Origin of the sequence: Ornithinimicrobium sp., assembly GCF_035267225.1 — a bacterium.
Taxonomy (GTDB): domain Bacteria; phylum Actinomycetota; class Actinomycetes; order Actinomycetales; family Dermatophilaceae; genus Ornithinicoccus.
This window is the reverse complement of record NZ_DATFMA010000050.1, coordinates 29,432-53,435: the sequence shown is the minus strand read 5'-3', so window position 1 is coordinate 53,435 and position 24,004 is coordinate 29,432. Positions and strand designations below refer to the sequence as shown.

Annotated in this window: 21 protein-coding genes; 6 read left to right on the top strand and 15 right to left on the bottom strand. The window is 69.6% G+C overall.

From position 1 onward, the window contains the following. Nucleotides 1–27 precede the first annotated feature (27 nt). A complete protein-coding gene (xylB, locus tag VJ976_RS03580; protein ID WP_324098736.1) occupies nt 28–1,476 on the bottom strand; it encodes a xylulokinase in 1,449 nt (482 codons plus the stop codon). Then, nucleotides 1,473–2,663 carry a xylose isomerase gene (gene xylA, locus VJ976_RS03575; protein WP_324098735.1) on the bottom strand — a complete coding sequence of 397 codons (1,191 nt, stop codon included), beginning with the start codon at nt 2,661–2,663 and terminating at the stop codon, nt 1,473–1,475. The genes xylB and xylA overlap by 4 nt, the downstream gene beginning before the upstream one ends. A gap of 130 nt (nt 2,664–2,793) precedes the next feature. Between xylA and VJ976_RS03570 the strand changes: the two genes are divergently transcribed. Continuing rightward, nucleotides 2,794–3,798 carry a cation diffusion facilitator family transporter gene (locus VJ976_RS03570; RefSeq protein WP_324098734.1) on the top strand — a complete coding sequence of 335 codons (1,005 nt, stop codon included), beginning with the start codon at nt 2,794–2,796 and terminating at the stop codon, nt 3,796–3,798. A 4-nt stretch (nt 3,799–3,802) separates the two neighbouring features. Here the strand turns inward: VJ976_RS03570 and VJ976_RS03565 are convergent, their stop codons facing one another. Then, nucleotides 3,803–5,494 carry an FAD-dependent oxidoreductase gene (locus tag VJ976_RS03565; RefSeq protein ID WP_324098733.1) on the bottom strand — a complete coding sequence of 564 codons (1,692 nt, stop codon included), beginning with the start codon at nt 5,492–5,494 and terminating at the stop codon, nt 3,803–3,805. Between the two features lie 60 nt (nt 5,495–5,554). Continuing rightward, the gene (locus tag VJ976_RS03560; RefSeq protein ID WP_324098732.1) at nt 5,555–5,950 is read right to left on the bottom strand and encodes a hypothetical protein; all 396 of its coding nucleotides are present in this window, start codon (nt 5,948–5,950) and stop codon (nt 5,555–5,557) included. Between the two features lie 102 nt (nt 5,951–6,052). Here VJ976_RS03560 and VJ976_RS03555 point away from each other — a divergent pair, with 102 nt between their 5' ends. Genes VJ976_RS03555 through VJ976_RS03545 form a run of 3 tightly spaced genes read left to right on the top strand, consistent with a single transcriptional unit; the run spans nt 6,053 to nt 8,486 of the window. Then, a complete protein-coding gene (locus VJ976_RS03555) occupies nt 6,053–6,328 on the top strand; it encodes a DUF4212 domain-containing protein (RefSeq protein ID WP_324098731.1) in 276 nt (91 codons plus the stop codon). After that, a complete protein-coding gene (locus VJ976_RS03550; protein WP_324098730.1) occupies nt 6,328–8,088 on the top strand; it encodes a sodium:solute symporter family protein in 1,761 nt (586 codons plus the stop codon). The genes VJ976_RS03555 and VJ976_RS03550 overlap by 1 nt, the downstream gene beginning before the upstream one ends. Next, nucleotides 8,085–8,486 carry an ACT domain-containing protein gene (locus VJ976_RS03545; RefSeq protein WP_324098729.1) on the top strand — a complete coding sequence of 134 codons (402 nt, stop codon included), beginning with the start codon at nt 8,085–8,087 and terminating at the stop codon, nt 8,484–8,486. Before VJ976_RS03550 ends, VJ976_RS03545 begins: the two co-directional genes overlap by 4 nt. A gap of 10 nt (nt 8,487–8,496) precedes the next feature. On the opposite strand, the gene VJ976_RS03540 is transcribed toward VJ976_RS03545, so the two are convergent. The 5 genes from VJ976_RS03540 to VJ976_RS03520 all read right to left on the bottom strand — a co-directional run bounded on the left by VJ976_RS03540 (nt 8,497) and on the right by VJ976_RS03520 (nt 14,217). Beyond that, nucleotides 8,497–10,290 carry a hypothetical protein gene (locus VJ976_RS03540; protein ID WP_324098728.1) on the bottom strand — a complete coding sequence of 598 codons (1,794 nt, stop codon included), beginning with the start codon at nt 10,288–10,290 and terminating at the stop codon, nt 8,497–8,499. A 10-nt stretch (nt 10,291–10,300) separates the two neighbouring features. Then, a complete protein-coding gene (locus tag VJ976_RS03535) occupies nt 10,301–11,656 on the bottom strand; it encodes a sugar ABC transporter substrate-binding protein (protein WP_324098727.1) in 1,356 nt (451 codons plus the stop codon). 291 nt (nt 11,657–11,947) lie between these two features. Then, on the bottom strand, nt 11,948–12,142 hold the full coding sequence (locus tag VJ976_RS03530; protein WP_324098726.1) for a hypothetical protein: 195 nt from the start codon (nt 12,140–12,142) through the stop codon (nt 11,948–11,950). Between the two features lie 120 nt (nt 12,143–12,262). Beyond that, on the bottom strand, nt 12,263–13,495 hold the full coding sequence (locus VJ976_RS03525; protein ID WP_324098725.1) for an ATP-binding protein: 1,233 nt from the start codon (nt 13,493–13,495) through the stop codon (nt 12,263–12,265). Nucleotides 13,496–13,581: 86 nt separating this feature from the next. After that, complete coding sequence (locus VJ976_RS03520; protein ID WP_324098724.1) at nt 13,582–14,217, bottom strand: TetR family transcriptional regulator; 636 nt, start codon at nt 14,215–14,217, stop codon at nt 13,582–13,584. Between the two features lie 116 nt (nt 14,218–14,333). On the opposite strand from VJ976_RS03520, the gene VJ976_RS03515 reads away from it, so the two are divergent. Both VJ976_RS03515 and VJ976_RS03510 read left to right on the top strand, forming a co-directional pair. Continuing rightward, nucleotides 14,334–15,968, top strand: coding sequence for an MFS transporter (locus tag VJ976_RS03515; protein WP_324098723.1), 1,635 nt, complete (start codon nt 14,334–14,336; stop codon nt 15,966–15,968). After that, nucleotides 15,965–16,186 carry a hypothetical protein gene (locus VJ976_RS03510; RefSeq protein ID WP_324098722.1) on the top strand — a complete coding sequence of 74 codons (222 nt, stop codon included), beginning with the start codon at nt 15,965–15,967 and terminating at the stop codon, nt 16,184–16,186. The genes VJ976_RS03515 and VJ976_RS03510 overlap by 4 nt, the downstream gene beginning before the upstream one ends. 82 nt (nt 16,187–16,268) lie before the next feature. On the opposite strand, the gene VJ976_RS03505 is transcribed toward VJ976_RS03510, so the two are convergent. From VJ976_RS03505 to VJ976_RS03480, 6 genes are all read right to left on the bottom strand, one after another. Next, nucleotides 16,269–16,811, bottom strand: a complete 543-nt coding sequence (locus tag VJ976_RS03505; RefSeq protein WP_324098721.1) for a rhodanese-like domain-containing protein — start codon at nt 16,809–16,811, stop codon at nt 16,269–16,271. Nucleotides 16,812–16,854: 43 nt separating this feature from the next. Next, nucleotides 16,855–17,715 (bottom strand): Fpg/Nei family DNA glycosylase, encoded by an 861-nt coding sequence (locus VJ976_RS03500; protein ID WP_324098720.1) that lies wholly within the window; start codon nt 17,713–17,715, stop codon nt 16,855–16,857. A 10-nt stretch (nt 17,716–17,725) separates the two neighbouring features. Beyond that, nucleotides 17,726–18,841, bottom strand: coding sequence for an App1 family protein (locus tag VJ976_RS03495; RefSeq protein ID WP_324098719.1), 1,116 nt, complete (start codon nt 18,839–18,841; stop codon nt 17,726–17,728). 57 nt (nt 18,842–18,898) lie between these two features. Then, a complete protein-coding gene (locus tag VJ976_RS03490) occupies nt 18,899–20,209 on the bottom strand; it encodes a peptidoglycan-binding domain-containing protein (RefSeq protein WP_324098718.1) in 1,311 nt (436 codons plus the stop codon). A 609-nt stretch (nt 20,210–20,818) separates the two neighbouring features. Continuing rightward, nucleotides 20,819–22,306, bottom strand: a complete 1,488-nt coding sequence (locus VJ976_RS03485) for a long-chain fatty acid--CoA ligase (protein WP_324098717.1) — start codon at nt 22,304–22,306, stop codon at nt 20,819–20,821. Between the two features lie 63 nt (nt 22,307–22,369). Further along, nucleotides 22,370–23,941 (bottom strand): ATP-dependent DNA ligase, encoded by a 1,572-nt coding sequence (locus tag VJ976_RS03480; RefSeq protein WP_324098716.1) that lies wholly within the window; start codon nt 23,939–23,941, stop codon nt 22,370–22,372. Between the last annotated feature and the right edge of the window lie 63 nt (nt 23,942–24,004).

Sequence of the window (24,004 nt, the reverse complement as noted above, 5' to 3'; positions counted from 1 at the left end):
GCGACCGGCCCCCGGCGCCGCGACGGCTCACCACGCAGAGGCGACCACGGCAGCGCGCGCATCGTAGGTCTGGCGGATGTGCTCATGGTGCTCCCCCTCGACGTGGCGCGCCGGCTCCTGCTCCGACCACTGCGGAGGGGAGTCCGTCCCGGCCAGCACCCACGCCGACTGACGGGCCATACCGTCGGCGACGTACTCGCCGGCCGGTGGCACGCTGACCGGCCGGCCGAACACCACCGGAGCGACCTCCTGCACGGCGCGGGAGCGGGCGCCGCCGCCGACGAGGTGCAGGGTCTGCACCGGCACCCCGTGCTCGGACAGGGCCTCGATCCCGCGGGAGAGCCCACACAGGATGCCCTCCACCGCGGCCCGAGCCAGATTCTCGGGGGTGAGGTTGTCCCGGGTGATACCCCACAGCGAGCCGCTGGCCTCGGGCAGGTCGGGGACGCGTTCGCCGTCGAGGTAGGGCACCAGCGTCAGCCCGCCCGCTCCCGGCTCGGCCTTCAGGGCCAGGTCGGCGAGCTCCTCGTGTCCGACCTGCAGAGCTGCGGCCGTGGCGTCGAGCACGCGTGAGCCGTTGAGCATGACCACCAAGGGGAGGAACTGACCGGTGGCGTCAGCGAAGCCGTTGATGGTGCCCTGGGGGTCCTGCACGGGTTCGGCCGCCACCGCGGAGACCACCGCCGAGGTCCCGATCGACAGCGTGAGATCGCCAGCTTTCATCCCCAGCCCCAGTGCGGCAGCGGCGTTGTCGCCGGCGCCGGGACCGACCAGCGCGGAGGAGGGCAGCCCGGCCGCGGCAGCCTGACCGGCGGACTCCGCCGGACCGAGCACCCTGGGCAGCACGATGTCGCTGGCATCGTCGCGCCGCAGCGCCATGGCCAGCAGGTCTCGGCGGTAGTCGCCGCCCGCGGGGTCGAAGTACCCGGTGCCGGAGGCGTCGGACCGGTCCGTCACCAGGGCGTCCAGGCTCCCGGCACCGAGCAGTTTCCAGGTGAGCCAGTCATGCGGCAGGGCCACGGCGGCGACGGCGGCGGCGTGGTCGGGCTCTTCGTCCGCGAGCCAGCGCAGCTTGGTCACGGTGATCGAGGGCACCAACAGCGAGCCCGTCTCCGAGGCCCAGGACACCGAGCGCCCCTCCTCGTCGGAGCCCTCGAGCTCCTCGGTGAGCTGTGCGGCTGCCGAGGCGCTGCGGGTGTCGTTCCACAGCAGCGCGGGGCGGATCACCTCGCCGGAGGAGTCCAACGCGACCAGGCCGTGCTGCTGCCCGCCCACCGCCACCGCCTCGACGTCGCCCAGGCCGCCGGCCTTCTCGGCGGCTTCCCGCAAGGCGTCCCACCAGTGGTCCGGGTGCACTTCGGTGCCGTTGGGGTGTGATGCCTGCCCGGATCGCACGAGCTCGCCGGTCTCGGCGTCGCGGATCACGACCTTGCAGGACTGGGTCGAGGAGTCGATACCGGCGACCAGTGTGCTCATCTGCGTCCTCCGATCAGGTGGCGTAACGCCAGTTGGTTGAGATGGACCAGGCCGGGATCGCGCTCGGCCGCCGCGTCCGGGTCGTAGTCCTCGTAGGCGGACCGGTCGGCCAGCAGGTCACCCACCCGCTCGTGTGGCCCCAGCGTAGGCTCACCCAGGCTCAACACGCCTGCACGGGCGAAGGCCTCGGCCACGTCGGGGTCACTGCGGTAGGACGCACTGGCCTCGGCGAGCATCAGGTAGGACTCCATGTTCGCCCGCGCCGACTCCCACACGCCCTTCAGCGTCTCGGTGCGGGCCGGCTTGTAGTCGAAGTGCCGCGCCCCCTCGTAGCGCGGGCCGCCCCCCGGGAACCCGTGCTCGAGCAGGTCGACGGTGAAGAACGCCGAGGTGAGGTCGCCGTGGCCGAACACGAGGTCCTGGTCGTACTTGATGGAGCGCTGCCCGTTCAGGTCGATGTGGAAGAGCTTCCCTGCCCACAACGCCTGGGCGAGGCCGTGGGTGAAGTTGAGCCCGGCCATCTGCTCGTGGCCCGTCTCCGGGTTGAGACCCACGATGTCCTGGTGCTCGAGCATGGCGATGAACCCGAGCGCATGGCCCACGGTGGGCAGGAAGATGTCGCCGCGAGGCTCGTTCGGCTTCGGTTCCAGCGCGATCCTCAGGTCATACCCCTGTTCCTTGATGTGGCTCGCCACCGTGTCGATGCCCTCGGCGTAGCGGCTCATCGCAGCGTGCAGGTCCTTGGACCCGTCGAACTCGGTCCCTTCGCGTCCACCCCACATCACGAAGATCCGGGCGCCGAGCTCGGCCGCGAGGTCGACGTTGCGCAGCACCTTGCGCAGCGCGAAGCGGCGCACCCCACGGTCGTTCGCGGTGAGGGCCCCGTCCTTGAAGACAGGGTGGGAGAAGGTGTTCGTGGTGACCATCTCCACGACGAGACCGCAGCGCTGCACCGCCTCGCTGAGCCGGCGGATGCGTGCCGCGCGGTCCTCATCGCCCGTGCCGAACGGCACGACGTCGTCGTCGTGGAAGGTGACGCCCCAGGCGCCGGCGTCCGCCAGCCCCTGCACGTACTCGGCCGGCTCGAGCGCCGGCCGGCTCGGCGGGCCGAAGGGGTCCTGGCCGGTCCAACCCACGGTCCACAGGCCGAAGGAGAACTTGTGCTCCGGGCCGGGGGTCAACGGCATGAACGCCTCCTGTCGATGGGCATGTACCACGAAACCTAGTACCGATCCGGCCACAGGCCGAGGGCTGCGCGTGCTGCAGCGCCAGTCAGGTGGCCCCGTCCGGCGCCGAGGTTCGGCATACGGTGGAGGCATGGACTCGCAGGACGGCGGCCACGGGGGGACCCACGAGCCTCACGATCACCTGCCCGGAACCCCTGAGCGGCACCGACGCGGGAAAGGTGGAGGACACAGCCACGGGGCCGGCCAGACGGCGACCGGGCGCCATCGGCGGCGTCTGGTGTTCGTCCTCGCCCTCACCGCCTGCGTGATGGTGTTCCAAGCCGTCGGGGCCTGGGTCTCGGGGTCGCTGGCTCTGCTCGCAGACGCCGGCCACATGCTGACCGACGCCGCCGGGCTGTTGATCGCGCTCGTGGCAGCGACTCTGGCGATGCGGCCGAGCACGGACGAGCGGACCTTCGGGTGGCAGCGCGCAGAGGTGCTGGCCGCGCTGGTCAACGCCCTCATCCTGGCGTGTGTCGGGGTGCTCGTCCTGCGCGAGGGTGTGGCGCGGTGGGGCTCGGAGCCCGAGATCGACGGTGGGCTGATGCTCTGGGTCGCGGTGGTCGGTGCCGTGGCCAACGGGGTGTCGCTGGTGATCCTCTTCCGCGCCGGCGGTGAGAGCCTGAACATGCGGGGGGCCTACCTGGAGGTGCTGGGGGACCTGCTGGGCTCCCTGGCCGTCATCGTGGCCGCGGTGGTCGTCCTGACCACCGGCTGGGTGCGGGCCGACGCGTTGGCGTCACTGGCCATCGGGCTGATGATCCTGCCGCGTGCGGTCTCGCTGCTGCGTGACGTCGTACACGTGCTGCTGGAGGGCGTACCCCAGGGGGTGGACCTGCCGACCGTCCGGCGGCACGTGCTCGCTGTCCCCGGCGTCATCGGCGTGCACGACCTGCACGCCTGGACGATCACCAGCGGAGTGCCCGTGCTCTCGGCGCACATCGTCCTCGACGTCGACCGCATCGACTGGGAGGTCGAGTGCGCCACCCTGGACCGGTTGCGCGCGTGCCTGGATGGACACTTCGACGTGGCCCACTGCACCTTCCAGCTGGAGACCCCCAGCCACGCCGAGCACGAGCCCGCCACCCACGCCTGAGGCCTCACTGGCCCATGGTCAGCCCAGCCAGGTGCGTGTGGATGAGGGGCACGACCGAGGCTCCCTCGCCGGTGGCCGCGGCGACTCGTTTCATCGAACCGGACCGGATGTCGCCCACGGCGAACACCCCGGGCGCGCTGGTCTCCAGGTTGGCCGGCGGCACATCGTCGGACCAGTCCTCTCGCGGTACGTCCCGTCCGGTCAGCACGAACCCGCGATCGTCGTTCCTGACCTCGGGCGGCAGCCACTCGCAGTGGGGCTCTGCTCCCAGGAGCAGGAACAGCCCCCGAGCCGGCACTCGCGAAGGAGAGCCATGGACGCGGTCGCGCAGCTCCAGCCATTCCAGTCGGCCCTCTCCCCCACCGTCGGCCACCACCGTGTGAGGCAGGACGGTGACCTTCGGGTTGGCTTCGATCTCGTCGACCAAGTACTGCGACATGGTGTCGGCCAGGCCGTCCCGGCGGACCACGATGGTCACCGTGCTGGCGAACCTCGCGACGTGGACCGCCGCCTGCCCGGCCGAGTTGCCCCCGCCGACGACGTACACGTCGCCTCCTTCCATCTCTCGCGCCGCGGTCATCGCCGCCCCGTAGTAGACGCCGTTGCCGATCAGCGCCTCGAGGGCGGATACACCCAGCCGGCGGTAGGCCACGCCCGTCGCGATGACCACTGACCGGGCGCGCAGGTCACCGCCGTCGGTATGCAGCACGTGCGGCTGGTCGCCGTCGCCGACGTCTACCGAGGTGACCTCCCACCCGGTCACGAACTCGGTGCCGAACCGTAGGGACTGGTTGCGGGCGCGCTGGGCCAGCCGCATGCCGGAGACCCCCCGGGGAAACCCGAGGTAGTTGCGGATCATCGAGCTCGTTCCGGCCTGGCCACCCACGGCCTCGGCCTCGACGACGACGGTGCTCAGCCCTTCGGAGGCGGCGTAGACCGCCGTGGCCAGGCCCGCCGGCCCGGCACCCACCACGGCGACGTCGAGCACGCGGTCCAGCTTCACGCGGTCGGGAGTGCCGAACACGGTGGCTGCCAGCTCGCGGACCGTGGCCGGAACGAAGGGGTCGCCCCGCACCGGGTCCACGACCGGGAACCTGTTCGCGACGGTGCAGCGGGCCAGGATCTCGGCACCGATCTCGCTGTCGGGCGGGTAGACCCCGTTCGGCAGGCCCATCCGGTCGAGGAAGTCCCGGATCTGCATCACCAGCCCGTCCGGCTCCGGGGTGACGATCCGCACGCTCTCCACCACCGGGGCCGCGACCGTCGACCCCCAGTCCGAGAGCAGCTCGGCGACGGCCGTGTGGAACTCCTCGTCGCGCACGCCTCGCGGCATGAGCAGGTACGCGTCGTAGGTGCCCAGGGCCATCCCCTCGCGGAGGTCCGAGGCGTCGCGCAGGAAGTGCTCGTGGTGGGCGGCGATCATTCCGCGAGCCGTGGGCACCAGCTGACGCCAGGTGGTCAACGCGTCCAGCACCTTCGCGTCGGGCAGCCGGCTCTCGGTCACGAACAACGCGACCGGACGGTCGGCCTCCAGCAGCCCGCGCAGCACGACACACGTCTCGGCGCAGGTCCGGGCGGTGCGCAGGTAGTAGTCGCGGGCGTAACGGTCGAACTCGTCGCGCAGGAAGTCCCCGCGATGCTCGGAGACGAGGATGATCGCCGGGCGGCTGTCGGAGCCGGTTGCTGACTCGTGCACCAGGTCATCGTAGGCAGGGGCGACCGCACGCCGGGGTCGCCGTCGTGTGCTCGGCCGCGCTCACGGGGGACCGGCGCGCTGGGCCGAGCGACCCTCCATCAGGTCTCGGGCCGCGAGCGCGCACAGCACCCCGCCGAAGAAGCTCATCACCAGACCCGGTCCCGGCAGCCAGCCCTGCATCCCGACCAGAGCCAGCATCCGAGCCACCTGCCACGCCGGCAGCGCCATACCCGCCGCGGCGACGACGAGCGCCTGGACCAGCGAGGCGGTCGAGAAGCGTGGGGGCAGCAGAGCCCCGGCCAAGGCCAGCAGACCGGCGTAGAAGACCCAGAGCCCGGCCCCCCGGGCTCCGCTGACCGTGCCGACCCCGGTATACAGCCACGGAAGCCAACCTCCGAAGACGAGCAGCAGGGACGCCACGAGCAGGCGGCGCTGGCCGCTCGCCCGCTTACCCACGACACGCGACCCTACTCTTTGCTGTCCCCGCTGCTTCTGGCATATTCAGGAGACACTCAGGTTCGCGACAGGCAAAGCCCGAACTCTCAGGAGGACAAGCAGATGGACTCCCAGCAACGGCAGCAGTACTGGCGGCGGAACCTGCGGCTCATGGCCGTCCTGCTCACCATCTGGGCACTGGTCTCCTTCGGGTGCGGCATCCTCCTCGTCGACGTGCTCAACCAGGTCTCGTTCCTCGGAGTCCCGCTCGGCTTCTGGTTCGCCCAGCAGGGCTCGATCATCACCTTCGTGGTGCTCATCGCGGTGTACGTGTGGCGGATGGACCGGCTGGACAAGGAGTACGGCATCGAGGAGTACGAGAGCGAGGTGCGCCACTGATGAGTGACATCCAGCTCTGGACCACCGTTTTCGTCGTCATCACCTTCGCCCTCTACATCTACATCGCCTACGCCAGCCGGGTCAGCGACACCGCCGGCTTCTACGTGGCCAGCGGCGGCATCCCGGCCCCGGCCAACGGGGCGGCGGTCGCGGCCGACTGGATGAGCGCCGCGTCGTTCATCTCCCTCGCCGGCATCGTCGCCTTCTCCCAGAACGGGTACGCAGGGTCGGTCTACCTCATGGGGTGGACGGGCGGCTACGTGCTCCTGGCCCTGCTGCTGGCCCCGTACCTCCGCAAGTTCGGCAAGTACACGGTGCCCGACTTCGTGGGCGACCGGTACTCCGAGAGCGCGCGCATGGTGGCCGTGGTGTGTGCCATCGTCGTCTCGTTCGTCTACGTCGCCGGCCAGATGGCCGGAGCCGGCGTGGTGTTCCAGCGGTTCCTCGAGGTGAACAACACGGTCGGCATCCTCATCGGGATGACGATCGTGTTCTTCTACGCGGTGCTCGGCGGGATGAAGGGGATCACCTGGACGCAGGTGGCGCAGTACACGGTGCTGATCATCGCCTACATCATCCCGGCGGTGGCGATCTCCAACCAGCTCACCGGCAACCCGTTCCCCCAGATCGGCTTCGGCGAGATCCTGGACCAGCTCGACGGCCTGCAGCGCGACCTCGGCATCGCGGCCTACACCGAGGCCTTCACCCAGACCAGCCGGCTGAACATGGTGCTCATCACCGGCGCCCTCATGTTCGGCACCGCTGGGCTACCGCACGTGATCGTGCGCTTCTACACGGCGAAGTCGGTGCGGGCAGCGCGCTACTCGGCGCTGTGGGCGCTGTTCTTCATCTCGCTGCTGTACACCACGGCCCCCGCCATCGGGGCGTTCAGCAAGTTCAACGTGCTCAACCAGCTCTCCGGTACACCGGAGTCCCAGGCGCCGGGCTGGTACTCCACATGGCGCGACGTGGGCTTGATCGAGTTCACCGATGCCAACGGTGACGGCATCATCGACATCGCCGCCGCCGGGAGCGCCGCCAACGAGCTGGTGATCAACAACGACATCGTGGTGCTGGCCGCGCCCGAGATCGCCGGGCTGCCGGCTCCGATCGTGGGCCTGGTCGCCGCGGGTGGCCTCGCCGCCGCCTTGTCCACCGCCTCGGGGCTGCTGCTGGTGATCTCGTCCTCGGTCGCCAACGACGTGTACTACAAGAAGATCAACCCTCGGGCCTCGGACAAGGAGCAGCTGCTCGTCGGGCGCATCGCCATGGCCGGCGCGATCCTGCTGGCCGGCTACCTGGGCATCAACCCGCCGGGGTTCGTGGCCCAGGTGGTGGCGCTGGCGTTCGGGTTGGCGGCGGCGAGCTTCTTCCCCATCCTCGTGCTCGGCATCTTCTGGAAGAACTGCACCGCGGCCGGGGCCACGGCGGGCATGGTCGCCGGGCTGGGCACCACGCTGGCCTACCAGATCTGGACCATCGACATCTACGGCAACAGTGACGGCATCTTCGGCATCCCGGAGACCGGATTCGGCACGGTCGGCATGCTGATCAACTTCGCCGTCACCATCGTGGTCTCCCAGTTCACCACCAAGCCTTCCCCGGTCATGCAGCAGCTGATCGAGGATGTCCGCTACCCAGGCCACACGAAGCTGACCGCTGCGCACATGAAGGGTGAGGTGAGCGGCGAGGAGCTCCAGGAACGGGACAGCTCGGTGCTGCTGGACGAGGACGAGGACCCGCCGTCTCGGGACCGGTGAGTCCGCGGGGGCGGGGAGAGCGCGACCTCGCGACGCTGCTGCGCACCCTTCAGCCTCGCCTGGAGGAGGGTGAGTGGGTCTTCGTCACCGTGGACGGCCTCCCCACCGGCATCGCCGCGCTGGCCACCTTCCAGGAGAGCGAGGGCCTGTCCGCGGTGGTCCGACGCGAGGACGCCGACGCCCAGGGCCTGTCTTATGAGCTCGTCACCGCGTGGATCAGCCTCACCGTGCACTCGGCCCTGGACGCCGTCGGGCTGACGGCGGCCATGAGCACCCGGCTGGCCGACGCCGGCATCAGCGCCAACGTCGTGGCCGCACGGCACCACGACCATCTCTTCGTGCCGTTCTCTCGCGCCGAAGAGGCTCTCCGGCTGGTGCGCGGGCTGCGCGAGGAGTGAGCGCCCTCGGTCAGGCGTTCACCTTCGCGTCCTCGCTCTGGTCCTCGTCCTTCTGACCCTCCTCCGCGCGGTGCTCCCGCTCGGCCCTCTTGGCGATCTGCTTACCGCGCTGCAGCTCCCAGTAGGCAGTGCCGAAGTAGATCACCGTGCCCGTGATGGCGATGGTGTACCAGGTCTCGCGATGCTGCAGATACGTGAAGATGTCCGGGCTGTCGAACAGCACGATGAACGAGTAGGTCAGCATCACCAAGCAGGTCACGATCCAGATCGCGCGGAGCGCGCGGCTCAGTGTCGTCGTATCCCTGACCTCCACCGGCGGCCGCTCCTCAGCCGCGCGTTCCTTGGCCAAGAGTGCCCGCTCGTTCCACAGGTCCTCCTCCTTCTGCTCTTCAGTGAAGTCACCGCCGGCCCCAGCCCGCCGGGCGAGGAAGAGATACACGCCGATGGAGAATGCCCAGGTGGGCAGGAAGAGGTAGTAGTAGGGGAAGCCCAGGGTGTCGATGCCGACCGCGAAGGCCAACGAGAGCCCCCACGTGATGATGGCCGGGTAGTTGACGACACCCTTGAACCGCGACCAGTACTTGGTGAGCCCCATGCGGTGGAACAGGTGGTGCTCGGCGAAGATGACGCCACCGATCGGCACGAGGGCCACCCCGGCGTAGGTCACCAGTGGCAGGAAGTTCCTGTACACGAAGGGGAAGCAGGCGGCGACGATGACCCCGATCCCCACGATGAGGGTGGTCTTCCAACGGGGCATGGAGGGGAAGACGCCCTGCGCCGCCAGGCCCGCGCGGTACAGGCAGGCGTTCGCCGTCGTCCAGCCACCCACGATGACGGTGATGTAGCCGGCCCATCCGAGGGCGTACCAGGCCACATCACCCGGCGCCAGGACGGTGATGCTCTGCAGCGTGATCGCGGCGGTCGCGGCGCCCATGAAGCCGGCCGAGATCCAGGCGACGTAGTGCCCGAACATCATGCCGGTGGCCGTGCACAGACCGTAGATGTTCTTCTTCGCGTAGCGCAGCCACGCCATATCGATGAGGGCGAAGTGGGTCAACACGTTCGCCGCCCAGGCGAAGCCCGCGACCTCCCACAAGCCGATCCCAGGCTCTCCCTCGGGGGTGATGCCGGTGAACACCGTCGCGCCCGCGATGTCGACGAACTCCCCCCAGCCGTCGATGGTGGTGACGCCGGTGACCGACTCTGCGAGGGCGGGCAGCAGCACGAGTCCACCCGCCGTGAACATGACCATCAGCCACGGCCCGCAGATGGTGGCGAACTCCGCGAGGGCGTTGAAGCCGAAGGCGACCACAAGCACGGTGACGGCGGCCAAGATGACGGCCAGGACGATGAAGCCGATGTGGGTCGGGTAACCCTCGGTCTGCGCCGGGAAGCCGACCACCCGGCGAACTGCGGTGGCCGAGACCGTGATCATCGCGGCGGCGATGGCGCCGAAGATGATGGTGTTGGCGGCGTTGTACAGCTTGGACACGGCATCTCCACCGATCATGTCCAGATACCTGTACAGGCTCACCCGGGCCCCTCGGGCGATCGGCGTGGTGATCAACCAGAAACTCAGAATGGCCAAAGTGTTGCCGATGACCAGGCCGATGAGGATGTCGTAGATTCCGGCGCCCAGGATGACGAACGTGGCGCCGAAGACGAACTCGGTGCCGGCGACGTGTTCGGCGGTATAGAGCCCGAGGAAGTGCTTCGCCCCATGACGCTCGTGGTCAGCGACCGGCAGCAGCTCCTCGTCTGTCTGCTTGATCTCCCGGTCGATCTCCTCTACTGATCTAGCCATGACCGTCCCTTCAGTCGCTTCCCTGCTGGTCCTCGAGCAACCGGACGCGCTCGATCACGCGGTCCGCGACCCATTGCGAGTTCTCGAGCGCCTGCTCCCCCGAGATCTCCCCGGAGATGGCGTCGGTCATCTGCTGCCCGACCGCGTTCCCGATGCTCTGGAACGCGGCGACGTTCACGTACTGGATGCCTTCGTAGGGCACGGGCTCTGAGGTCGGCTTCGTGGGGTCGGCGCTGTCGATCGACTGCTGCACGAGGTCGGCGAAGGGCGCGGCGTCGGTGTACTTGGAGTTCTCGTACAGGTCAGATCGCGCTCCAGCGGGGACGTTCGCCCAGCCGTACTCCGAGGCGGCAAGCTCGATGTACTCCGCAGACGTGGCCCAGGCGACATACTCCTTGGCCAGGTCCTTGTGCTCCGATCCGGAGGGGATCGCCAGCGACCACGCCCACAGCCAGTTACTCGAGCCGTTCTCACCTGCTCCGGGCGCGGGAGCGAAGTCCACGGAGTCGGCCACGCTGGACTCCTCGGAGTCCGTCACGGAGGAGGCCGCGATCGTCGCGTCCACCCAGATGCCGCACTCCCCGTCCTGGAAGAGCTTGAGGTTCTCCTGGTAGCCGTTGCGGGTGACCGTGGACGGGGCGTACTCGGCCAGTTCCAGGTAGTCGGCCGTGGCCTCCAGCCAGGCGTCGCTGTCCAGCTGCGCTCGCCAGTCCTCGTCGAACCAGCGCGCGCTGTACGAGTGCGCCATGGCCGTGACGAAGCCCATGTTCTCGCCCCAGCCCGGCTTGCCTCGCAGGCAGATGCCGTCCGCGCTCGTCTCCTCCGAGATCTTCTTCGCCGCATCGATGATGAAGCTCCACGTCGGCTGGTCCGGCATCTCCACCCCGGCCTCCTTGAAGAGGTCCGTGCGGTACATGGTGAAGGAGGACTCCCCGTAGAAGGGCGCGGCCAGCATCTCGTCCTCGGGCGTCAGGGCTTTGCGGATGCTGGGCACGAAGGCGCCGGCCTCGAAGCCGTCGGGCATGTCCGTGAGCGGCTCGAGCAGGCCCTCCTCGGCCCAGATCTGCGCCTCGAAGGTCCCCACCGTGACCACGTCGAACCGTCCACCCTCGGTCCCGACATCGGTCGACACCGTCTCCCGCAGCTCGTTCTCGCTCTGGCTCACCCATTCGATGTTCACCCCCGAGTGCTGGTCCAGGAAGTTCTGGTTGAGGTCGCGCAGCCGGTCGAGGTCGGCGTTGTTGACCGCGGCGATGGTCAGGGTCTGGTCACCTTGCCCTGAGCTGTCCCCACCGCCACAGGAAGCAGTGCCCGCCAGAACGGCCAACGCCGATCCTGCAGCGACCACGCGGCGCACGGTTTGCATCGACTCAACTCCCGCCTGTCACCCGTGGAAGACGGCGTCGACGCACCTCCTCGTCGCGGCCCAGGGCGCGACGATGGTCAGACCACACCGTCTCCTCCTGCACGGCGGGAGGAAACCCACCGTACCGCTCAGATGAGCAAGAGTTCTGCCGTGTGAGCGATGGGACAACTGTGGTCGTCCCTCACCAGGCTGTCAAGGGATGGCGTGCGTTGCTGCGCAATGAGTCCGGTCGAGAGAGAGCCGAGAGAGATGCAGGGGCGGCGTGGTCGAGGGCAACCGCGCGCTCCTGTCTCAGCGGCCGCGCGTGTCGGTCCAGGGCCGCTGGAGGCCCTTGTGGTTGGCCGAAGACATCGCCGGGCCCAAGCTCTGCGCGCGCACGATGACCGCATCGAGCGACTTGATGATGCCGCCGTGGTCCCGGACGGCCTGGGTCATCCGGGTCACCGGGCCTCTGTGGGTGCGGGTGGTGTTCTGCGTTTCGTTCATGTCTTCATTGTTGCCGCCGCCGACCTATGCTTCAAATGAATGATGTTGATATATTGCATGACTCAAACGCAACTGGGATGGTTCTCCGCACGAGCAGAAGGGTGTCCTCGGCCGCGCCGACTACGAGCGAGCGCGCAGGTAACGCCCGAAGTGCGGCACCGTAAAGGCGATCCGCCCCCGCTCGGCGGAGTAGATCAGCCCCTTCTTCAGTAGGGAGTCGCGCGCCGGCGACAGCGACTGGGGCGTGCGGTCGAGGTGGGCCGCGACATCCGCCGTGGTCACCGAGTCGGCGCTGTGGCCCGCTTCGCCTCCCCGCGAGCGCCCCTCGTGCTCGTCGGGCGGCGGCTGTGCGCCGAGATGCGCCATCGCTCGCAGGTACTCTCGCTCGCCCGGGGTCGCGCGCTCGAACCGTGATCCGAAAAAGCCGACCGCCAGCTCGATCTCGGCCTCCGGGGCCCCCACACGCACGTCGTCGGCGGTGATGGGAGAGCGCGGGGCCAGGTCCCACACCGCTTTGCCGTAGGCCTGGATGAAGTAGGGATAGCCGCCGGTCGCGGAGTACATCGCCTCCAGCGCGTCGGGCTCGAAATCCGCTCCCTCGTCCTGAGCCGGAGTCCGCAGCGCCCGCTCGGCCTGCGCCCGGTCCAAGCGGTCGATGCGCGAGTACCGGAACAGGCGTTCGGAGTACGACTTGCTTGCCGAGAGCACGGCTGGCACGTGCGGAAGGCCCGCACCCACCACGATCAGCGGCTGGGCAGACTGGCTCAGCTCGTGGCAGGCGGCGCACAAGGCGGAGACATCCTCGGTGCCGAGATCCTGCATCTCGTCGACGAAGACGGCCACGCCCTTGCCCACATCGGCGGCCAACCCGGCGACGTCGGTGAGCAGCTCCACCAGGTCGATCTCGATGTCGCCGGAGTCCGCGCGGCCGGACACCGCGGGAGCGTCGATGCCGGGGTTCCACCGGTCGCGCAGCCTCGCCCCCGGCGCCTCGCGCTGGGCGAAGGCCTTGATCACGCCGAGCACGTGGTCGAGCTCCTCGCCGCGCGGGTGGCCCAGCTCGCGCACCGCCATGTGCAGCGCGGCGGCCATCGGCCTGCGCAGCCGTTGGTCGGGCCGCGCCTCCAGCTTGCCGGTGCCCCACTTCGCCCGGACGGCCGCCGAGCGCAGCGCGTTGAGCAGGACGGTCTTGCCGACCCCACGCAGCCCGGTCAGCACCATCGAGCGCTCCGGGCGCCCGCGGGCGATACGCTCCAGGACGACCGAGAACGCCTTCAGCTGCTCGTCGCGTCCGGCCAGCTCGGGCGGCCGCTGCCCCGCGCCAGGCGCATACGGGTTCATCACAGGATCCACGATGTCACTGTATGTGCCTCTCTAGCGCTCGTCGCATATCTCGCCAGAAACGGTCAGCGTGTCGGCGGATCCGAGCGCGGCTGCCCCTACGGTTTCGCGACCGTGGGGGCAGCCCCGGCGAAGAGGTCGGCCGTCAGGTAGTGCTGCAGCACCGGCGCGAGCAGGCGAGCGACCTCCTCGGCGTCCGCCTCCGCCAGCGGCTCGAGCTCCACGATGTGTCGCGCCACCGCCATCCCGACCACCTGTGACATCACCATCGCCGCACGCAGGCGCGGCTCGTCGCGCCCGAGTGAAGCCGCCAAGGGCTCGAGCAGGCCGTCCGTGATGCGTTCCCGCAGCACCGCAGCCGCTTCAGCGTGCGAGGACGCCGCTCGCAGGAGTCCCAGCAGTCTGCTGCGCGTCTCTTCGTCGCTGAACAGGCCGGCCACCGTGCTCGCCAGACGAGCCCCGATGCCGGAGTCGGGCCCATCGAGCAGCCGCGGGAGAAGCACCTCGTAGTCGACCGGGAGGTCGACGACGGTGAGGAAGAGCCGCTGCTTGTCACCGAAATGGTGCTTGACCAGCGAGGGGTCGACGCCCGCCTCGACCGCGATGCCGCGCAGGCTCGGGCCGTCGAAGCCGTGCGCCGAGAACTGCCGGCGGGCGGCGGACGCGATCGCGGCGCGGGCGCTGCCATCCGACCCCGTTGGCCGACCCGGGCGTCGCCGAGGTGATGTGCTCACCCACCCTCCTCGTCGGCACGGCCTTCGCGCCTCGCCCTCAATCTAGTCCCTTGACACCAAGAACTCAACGTGTGCAGAATTACTTATTCCACGCTCGTTGAAATACAGGAGGAGCCATGAACGACGTCAGCCCCGCTTCGAAGCGTCCGCTGCTGCTGGGAGTCATCGCGCTCGCGCTGATGATGGTGGTCTCGGCGGTCAGCGGCCTCAACGTCGCGCTGCCCGACCTCGCCGTCGACACGGGCGCCACGCAGACTCAGGTCACGTGGATCGTCGACGCCTACACCCTGGCCTTCGTGGCCCTGTTGCTCCCCGCCGGGGCGATCGGCGACCGGTTCGGCCGCAAGGGCGTCCTGATGGCAGGGCTTGTGGTCTTCGGCGGCGCCGCCGCGGTCGCGCTGTTCGTCTCGGACCCCACCACGCTCATCGCGACCCGGGCCGTCATGGGCGTCGGAGCCGCGGCCGTCATGCCGGTGACCCTGTCCATCATCACCACCTCGTTCCCCGAGGAGGAGCGAGGGCGTGCCGTGGGCGTCTGGGTCGGGGTGGCCGGTGGCGGTGCCGTTCTGGGCCTGTTCGCCTCCGGCATCCTGTTGGAGTTCTTCGCCTGGAACTCCTTCTTCGCGCTCAACGTGGTGCTGGCGACGCTGGCCCTGATCGGCACCATGGCCGTCGTCCCGGCCTCGCGAGACGACCAGGCCCCGCGGCTCGACGTGGTGGGTGCCCTGCTCGCCATGGTGGGCCTGGTCGGGCTCGTCCTGGGCATCATCGAGGGGGCCGAGCGAGGGTGGAGCGACCAGGTGACGGTCGTGGCCTTCGGGCTGTCCGCAGCCGGCCTTGTCGGGTTCGTGCTGTGGGAGATGAGCCGCTCTGAGCCGCTGTTGGACCCTCGGCTGTTCGGGGTACGCGGGTTCGGGATGGGGTCGCTGACCCTGACCGCGCAGTTCTTCGGCGCCTTCGGCTTCTTCTTCATCGCCCTGCAGTACCTGCAGTACGTCGTCGGGCTCAGCCCGTTGCTCGCGGCTTGCGCGATGTTGCCGATGCCGTTCACCCTCATCCCGTTGGCGCGCAATGCCCCACGGATCGCCGACCGCTTCGGCACCAACCGTGTCACTGCTCTCGGGCTGACGTTGAGCGCCACCGGCCTGCTGGGAATGTCGTTCCTCGGGGTGGACTTCGCTTACTGGCAGTTCGCGGCGGCCTTGGTGCTCTTCGCCGCCGGGATGGGCCTAGCCGGAACCCCGGCGACCTCGGCGATCACCGGCTCCCTGCCGCGGGACAAGCAGGGCGTGGCTTCGGCGATGAACGACGTCTCCCGCGAGCTCGGCAGCGCCCTCGGCATCGCCGTCCTGGGCAGCGCCCTCTCCGCCGGCTATCGCGAGGGCATGGAGCCGGCCGTGGCGGGCCTGAGCCCGGAGCTGGCGGAGCGCGTGCAGTCCTCCATCGCTTTCACCGAGGCGGGTTCCCAGCAGCTGAGCCGCATGGGGCCCGCGGGTGAGCAGCTCATCGTCGCCGCCCAGCAGTCCTTCGTCGACGCCATCGGCCTGGCCTTCCTCATCGCCGCCGTGACGCTCGCCGTCAGCGCAGTGGTGGTGGGCGTCGCGGCCCCTCGGCATCCCGAGGTCGCATCATCCCTGGTGCGGCCGGTTGGTGCCGGCGCTGAGCCCGGGACACCGGACGAGGACCGGTTGGGATCCGACGAGTCAACCCTGACCGGGACGACCAAGAACCCGCCTAGAGTGCAGGCGTGACCCTCGAGAGGCTGGCGCACACTGCCGTGGGCAGCAGAGTGGTCGTGCGCTACCTCATCGAGGACGGAGCCCGGGCCACGGACGTTGTCGGGACGCTCACAGCGCGAACGGCGACCACGATCACGGTGCTGACCGCTCGCTCATCGGTCGCGATACCGATAGGCAAGATCGTCGCCGGCAAACCGGTTCCGCCTCCGCCTCCTCGCCGCCACCGCTGACCCCCAGCCCCCTGATCGTCCTCCAGCCGCGAACTCTGCGCTGGAGGTGCCGGGGAGTGGCTGGGGGTGGCGCGGGGAAGGGTCAGACGACGCGGGGCTCCTCGTCGGTCTCGGAGACCATCGGCTTGTCCGCCTCGGCCCAGGCCTTCATTCCGCCCTCCACGCTCACCGCGTCATACCCTTCCTTGCGCAGGAACTCCACCGCCTGGCTGGAACGTCCGCCGCTCGCGCAGATGACCGGGATGTTCTCGTTGATGTCAATGTTGCCGAGGCTGGTCCCGAGGTCCTTCAGCGGCGACAGACGTGCTCCGGGTGCGTGACCGGCTTCCCACTCGTGGCGCTCCCGGACGTCGATCATGCGAGCGTCGTCGTCGAGGTCGGAGACCGAGACGGTGGGCACCTCATCACCGGAGTCGTGGTCGTCGGAGTCGTCGTGGTGCTCGGAGCGCTCGCCGTCAGACTCATCGTGGTGCTCGGAGCGCTCACTGTCGTGGTGCTCGGTCCGCCCGCCGTCAGACTCATCGTGGTGCTCGGCCCGCTCGCCGGAGTCATGCTCTGAACTCTCGTGCGAGTCGTGGTCGTCGCTGCGGTCGGAGTCGTGGGTGTTGTTCTCTTCGTCACTCATCTGCCCATCCTGGCAGTTGAGCGGCCTCGCGCAACCGGGGTCCTCATTTCAGCAAACGAGACATCCCCCGGTCCGCCAGCGGCTTGCCCTTGGTCTGACAGCGGGCGCAGTACTGCAACGTCGAGTCGGCGAACCGCACCTCCCGGACACGGTCAGCGCACACCGGGCACGGCTCGCCGGTGCGCCCGTGCACCCGCATCCCCGAGCGCTTGGCGTCCTTGAGCTCAGCCGCCGGTTTGCCACTGGCGACATCGATCGCCTCGGCCAGGGTCTGCTGCATCGCCTGGTACAGCTCGTCGACCTGCTGGGGGCTCAGGGCAGTCGCCAGCGCGAACGGCGACAGCCTCGCCGCGTGCAGGATCTCGTCGGAGTAGGCGTTGCCCACACCGGCCAGGACCTTCTGGTCCCGAAGCAGGCCCTTGATCTGCGTCCGCCGACCCTCGAGCAGCTGCGCGAACACCTGGCGGGAGAAGCCCGGCGCCAGTGGGTCCGGGCCGAGCGACGCGATCCCGGGAACCTCCGTCGGCTCGGCGACCAGATAGGCGGCAAGCCCCTTGCGCGTTCCGGCTTCGGTCAGGTCGAATCCGGAGCCGTCGTCGAGCCGCACCCGCAGGGCGATCGGCGAGCGTCCAGGCCGGATGCGCGTCGTCGACAGCGCCTCCGACCAGCGCAGCCAGCCGGCTCGGGCGAGGTGGAAGACCAGATGAGTGCCGTCGACGTCCAGGTCGATGAACTTTCCGTGGCGCCGCACCCCGTCCAGGGGTCGGCCCACGAGCGCGTCGGGCGGTGGGTCGAAGGTCTTGAGCACCGCGACGGAGCCGAGCTCGACGTCGGTGACCACACGCTCCACCGCCCGTTGAGCCAGGAAGCCCACCAACGCCTGCACCTCGGGCAGCTCCGGCATCGCGGCCTCCTCAGTGTCCGGACGAAGGCACCCACGCAGACGGCTTGAGGCGTCCCAGCCGCTGGCGTGCACTCTGCACCAGAGTATGCAGCGTGAAGCCGTCCGCCGCCCGCAACATCGGCACCGGGGTGGGGGACCGGCTCGGGACGAGCTCGTCGGTGGCCACCGGCAGGCCGTGCGAGAGGATCTGCTGAGCCGGCGTGAGCTTGCGGATGGCGATGACCTCGACGGCCTCCGGGAGCGCTTGGGCGAAGTCGCCGTACAGTGTCGGGTCGTGCTGGCCGTCGTCACCGACCATGATCCACCGGCATTGCGGAAACTCCCTGGCCAGCCGATGCAGCTGGCTGCTCTTGTGCATCTGCCCGCTACGGAACCATCCCGTGTTCGTCGGACCCCAGTCGGTGAGCAGCAGCGGACCCATGGGGAAGTCGTGACGCCGCAGGAACCTGGTCAGGGTCGGTGCCGTGTTCCAGGCGCCCGTGGAGACGTAGAAGATCGGGGTGCCGGGCGCCTGGGCCAGCAGCGAGCGGTAGAAGCTCGCCATCCCCGGCACCTCCTCCCGGCGCTGCTCAGAGCGAACGAAGGTGTTCCAGGCGGCGATCAGCGGTCGCGGCAGGTGGGTGATCATCACCGTGTCGTCGATGTCGCTGATCACGCCGAGCCTGGCCTCGGGGTCGACGATGTGACAGCTGACGTGGACGCGGTCTCCGTTGATGGTGCTCAACTCCGCGTGGTGCCAGCCGGGGTCGAGCCCGTGCCCGGGCACCATCGTGTCGATGTACCCACCGCGGTCGGTCCGGGCGACGACCGAGGCGTCGCCGACCTGGATCCGCACCGGCGTGTTCATTGCCGGCGCCGTCACGAAGGCGCGCCACCCCCGGCGGGTCAGGTCGGCCTCCTCCAGCTCCTGCCGCGACATCGCGGCAGCGGCCGGGCTCGCCTCGGCGTCCTCGGGCTCCCTGCGCTCCTGGCTCAGCAGCACCCGGGCCAGGACCCGTGCCTGACCGCTGGTCCCGTAGCCGGTGTAGCCGATCAGGCGCTCCTGCCAGCCCCGGGCTCGCAACACGTCCTCGACATGGGCGTAGAAGGCGTTCTCCACGGTGGCGGAGAAATGCGGGCGGGCCATGGCGGACAGCCTAGGGGTGGCTCAGAGCGCGCGAGACGGGGGCCGCGTACGAGCGGGTCAGTCGCGCACGGACGAGGGGGCGATCCGGCCGCCGCGCAGGTCCTGGATGGCGGCCACCTTCTCGCGGCCCGGGTCGAGTGCCGCCCACGTCGGACCGTTGACGACGCCGGTCGGCTCGAGCCCGGCCTCGCTCTGGGCCTGTCGCACCGCTTGCTCGGTCTGGCTGCCGAACTCCCCGTCGGGCTCGGCGCCGACCAGCTCCTGGACCATCGCCACCGGCGCACCGGAGTCGCCTGTACGTAGCGTGAGGTGCCGGTAGGCCAGCGTCGGATGGTCCCGGAGCTCCAGCACGTGCCAGAGCAGCGCCGTGGTCTCCGTGTTCTCGGTGAGCAGCGGGTGGTCCGTGGTGAAATCCTTCAGCGCTTGCTCTGTCTGAGGGCCGAACTGCCCATCCGGCTCGATGCCGAGCCCCCGCTGAAGCACTTCGACGGCGGGCCCACTGCTCCCGGCGGCCAGGACCGCGCGGTGGTGCCGCGAGTAGGCGGTCCTCATGTGGTCCTCCCGCGGCACCGCCAAGGCGGCCTGCGGGATCTCTGGCAGCTCCCGGCCCTGGGCGGCGGCGTAGGTCAGCTGGTCGAGCACTCCCGTCTGCGGGATGCCTGCCTGGGTCTGCCACCGCATCAGCGCCTCGCGAGTCGAATGGTCGAGGGTTCCGGTCTGGGGCACCTCCAGCAGCGGTTGGACCAGCCCGACACCCCGACCGGACTCCTCGGGTCGCACCGAGGCGTAGTCCGTCTGCGGAGCCGAGACCACCGTGGCGGGGCAAGGCTCACGGTTGGGCGCCACGGGTACCGCGGCGTACTGCCCCGCGACCACCGAGCAGGGACCGTGGTCGATCTCCTCCACGGCCACGCCGGTCCACCAGGACGTGCGCATCATGGCACCGTCCCAGGTGAAGGAGAAGTGCACGTGGTCGGTGTGGGCGGACTGACCGACATACCCCTGCCATCCACCACCACCGGGTCGCCAGGAGTGGGCGTTCCAGATGATCGACTGGATCCCGAACCGCCGGGCCATCTCGCCGTCGTTGTCGGTCAGCCAGGTCACGACCGCGTCGCCGATGCGCCGGTCCGCGGGGTTGCCCGCGTCCAGGGTCCAGTCGATAGCCCGTCCGTCGTAGTGGTCGGACTTCTGGTCGATGCACGCCCGGGAGGTCGAGTAGGCCGGACGGTTGTAGTGCTCACCGATCAGGTTGGCGAAGGCCTCGAGGCCGGGCTTGTCCACCGGGTCGCACACGGCGTTGCGCTGGTAGGGCGTCTCCGCGTCGACCTCGTCCGGCAGAGTAGTGGACTTCGGCGGCGCCGGCACCGGGTATGCGGGGTCATCGGGCAGCAGGGGTAACGGCGATGGGCCCGTGGCTCGCCCGCCGTAGCCACTCCTCGGCGGCTTGCTGGAGCCGGACGTCGCGTCGCTGCTGTCCGAGTCCCCCGTGGTGCCACCGCCCGAGGGGCCCTGTGGCTGCCCGCTCTCGCCGGCGGAGCCCGCCGAGCCAGAGCCGGCCGAGCCCGTGGACCCGCGATCGTCGGGCGGTTGCTCTCCGTCGTTCTGGGCATGCGCAGATGGCGCGACGACCAGAGACAAAGCTAGGGCCAGACCACATGCACGGCGAATGCCGTGACCCCCTACGGTCACACTGAACTCCTTGGTAATGCTGGGACAGGAGGTGACTCTAAAGGGGAAATCACGAGGCGGCCTAGTTGAAGGGAAAACCTTTACCTTGCCCAGATCATTTGCCGATCATGAGCGGCCCAAGGTGTGGCTGATGTGACGAATGATGTGTTTGTGACGTTCTGCTCGACCCCGTCGATCTGCTCCACCTGAGCCTCGACACACACCTCTGGTGACCCCCAGCCTCGAAACTCACCTCCAGCGCGAAGTTCGACGCTGGAAGTAGAGAGAAGTGGCTGGGGGTGCGGGTCAGGAGGGGCCGAGCTCGCGCTTGAGGATCTTGCCCGTCGCGCCCTTGGGCAGCTCGGCCACCAGGTGCACCTCGCGGGGGTACTTGTAGGCCGCCACCTGCGCCTTGACATGCTGGCGCAGCTCGTCCTCGGTGGCGGTGGCGCCCTCGTGCAGGACGACGTAGGCAGCCACCTCCTCCCCGTACTGCCGATGCGGCACGCCGACCACGGCCGCCTCGGCCACGGCTTCGTGCTCGTACAACACCTCCTCGACCTCGCGCGGGTAGATGTTCAGCCCGCCACGGATGATCATGTCCTTCTTGCGGTCCACGATCGTGTAGTAGCCCTCTTCGTCGCGGGTGGCCAGGTCACCGGAGCGGAACCACCCGTCCACGATCGCCTCGCCGGTGGCCTGGGAGTTGTTCCAGTAGCCCGCCATGATGTTCTCCCCGCGGATGGCGATCTCACCGATCTCTCCCTCCGCCGTCGGGGTTCCGTCCGAGGAGACGAGCATCATCTCCACACCGCGGATGGGCGTGCCGATCGAGCCGGCCTTGCGCTCGGCGTCCGGGTGGTTGAACGAGGCGACCGGGCTGGTCTCGGACAGGCCGTAGCCCTCCAAGATCACGCACGAGAACGTCTCCTCGAAGGTCCGCAGCACCTCCACCGGCATCGAGGAGCCACCGCTGACCGCCGTGCGGAGACTGGACAGGTCCGGCAGGCTCTCGGCTCGACGCGCCGCCGTGAGCATGGCGCCGTACATGGTGGGCACCCCCTCGAACACGGTGACCCGGTCGCGCTCGATCACCTGCAACGCCGTGGCGGGGTCGAAGCGCGGAACGAGGGTCAGCGTCGCTCCCGTTGCTACCGCGGCGTTCATCCCACAGGTCATCCCGAAGACGTGGAACAGCGGCAGACAGCCCATCACCACGTCCTGGCTGTCCAGGTGCAGCAACGTCTCGACCGTGGTGCGCTGGTTGCTGTCCAGGTTGCGGTGGGTGAGGGCGGCACCCTTGGGGCGGCCGGTGGTGCCGGAGGTGTACAGGATGACGGCACTGTCGTCATCCTCCCGCGCGACGATCTCCCCCTGCTCGGTGACCTCGGCCAGCAGGGCGCCGAGGCCCTTAGGGCCGACCGGTACCACGGTCGCTCCGGTGGCTTCGGCAGCCGCCTGCACCTCCTCTCCGGGCATGGCGAAGATCAGCCGAGCCCCCGAGTCGCTGAGGTAGTGCTCGATCTCCCGGCGCTTGAACAGCGGGTTCATCGGCACGACGACCGCCCCACACCGCAGGGCGCCGTAGTAGATCACCGGGAACGCGGGCAGGTTGGGCAGCATGAGCGCCACCCGGTCGCCCTCACCCACCCCGGCCTCGGTCAGCCAGGTGGCCATCTGCGCCGCGGACCGCGCGAGGTCGGCGTAGGTCACAGTGTGCTCGTCGAGCACCACCGCCGGCTGGTCCGGGTCGGCGGCGGCGGTGTCGGCGAGGTGGTGCGCCAGGTTGGTCATCGTGGACTCCTTGCCCGTGGGGTGAGTCCCAGCGTAGGTGGGCCCGGCGAAGCGCTCGGGTGGCTACAGCCCGGACCCGCAGGTCGCGATCACGTGCTGCAGACTGTCGGCCTCCTGCACACCCTTGTCGTCGCGGTAGCCCACCACGCGGGCGAAGCGCAGCGCGATCCCGCCGGGATAGCGCCGCGAGCGCTGGATGCCATCGACCGCGACCTCGACCACCTGCTCCGGGCGCACGTGCACGACGTGCCCGCTGCGGTGGGTCTGTAGAGCGAGGAATCGCTCGGTCTGCCAGCGCAGCACCTCGTCGGTCATCCCCTTGAACGTCTTGCCCAGCATGACCAGATCCCCACTGCGCTCGTCACGCGCCGCGAGGTGGATGTTCGACAACAGCCCGGTGCGCCGGCCGCTGCCCCACTCCACGGCGAGGACCACCAGGTCGAAGGTGTGCCGGGGCTTGACCTTCACCCACCCCTCACCGCGGCGGCCTGCCGCATACGGGGCCTGCACGGACTTGACGACCACGCCCTCGTGACCGCCGGCGACCTGTGCGGCGAAGAACGCCTGAGCAGCCCCAGGATCGGCCGTGACCAGCCTCGGCACGGTCAGGTGCGCAGCGATCGAGATCAGTGCCTCCCAGCGCTCGCCCGCGGGCCGCTCCAGCAGGTCCTCACCGTCACGGTGCATGACGTCGAACAGCACCGTGGTCAACGGCACCGTGGCTCGCAGGTGCTCGGGGTCGGCGCTGCTCGCGGTCCGCGCACCGGTCACCTGAAAGGGCTCCGGGCGGCCATCCGCGCGCAGCGCGATGAGCTCTCCGTCGAGCACCGCCGTGCGCACGGGCAGAGCAGCCAGCTCCTCGGTGACCTCGGGGACCCGGTCGGTGATGTCCTCCAGCGTCCGGGTGTAGAGGCGTACCTGGCGCTCCTCACCGTCGCCCCACAGGTGCGCCTGGACGCGGATGCCGTCCAGCTTGCGCTCCACGGCCACGCTCTGCCCGGCTCTCATCGCCTCCGGCACGGTAGGGCTGGAGCCGGCGAGCATGGGCCGCAGCGGACGCCCCACCTGCAGCGACACCGCGCTCAGCGCCGCCTTGGCCTCCTGAGGGTGAACCGCCGACAGCGCAACCCGAGCGACGACGCCGGTGTCACCGGCCCGCATCACGGCCGCCCGCACCGAGGCCTCGTCCACCTCGGCGGCCCGGGCGACCGCCTGCAGCAGGACTCCGTCGCTGGCCCCCTGGCGCAGCTCGCCGGTGACCACGCCGCTGAGCCATCGCTGCTCCTGAGCGGTGGCGCGGGCGAACAGGTCGTGCACCGCGTGGCGGCGGCGGGCGGCGACGCCGTCGCCGGAGAGGCCCGCCAGAGCCGTGAACGCCGCGTCCGTGTGCTCGACCGTCAGGCGCGCTTCGTCGCTGGCCGGCGGCAGCTCCTGCAGACCGCGCCAGCTCACCCCCAGCCTGCGCTGGGGCAGCGTCCCCGCCAGGTAGTCCGCCACCACCTCGACCGTGCGAGCGCTCACGTCCGGCTCCCGCGCAGCGTGCAGCAGCGTCTGCGCCAGCAACGTCACCTTGGCCGTGCGCGAGCGAGTCGCGGCCACGGCGGCCGAAGTCTCGATGACCTGGCCGAGCAACATGGAGCCATCCTGCCCAACCGCCCTGGGCGTCCGCCGCCCGGTGGGCATCGGACGGCACAATGC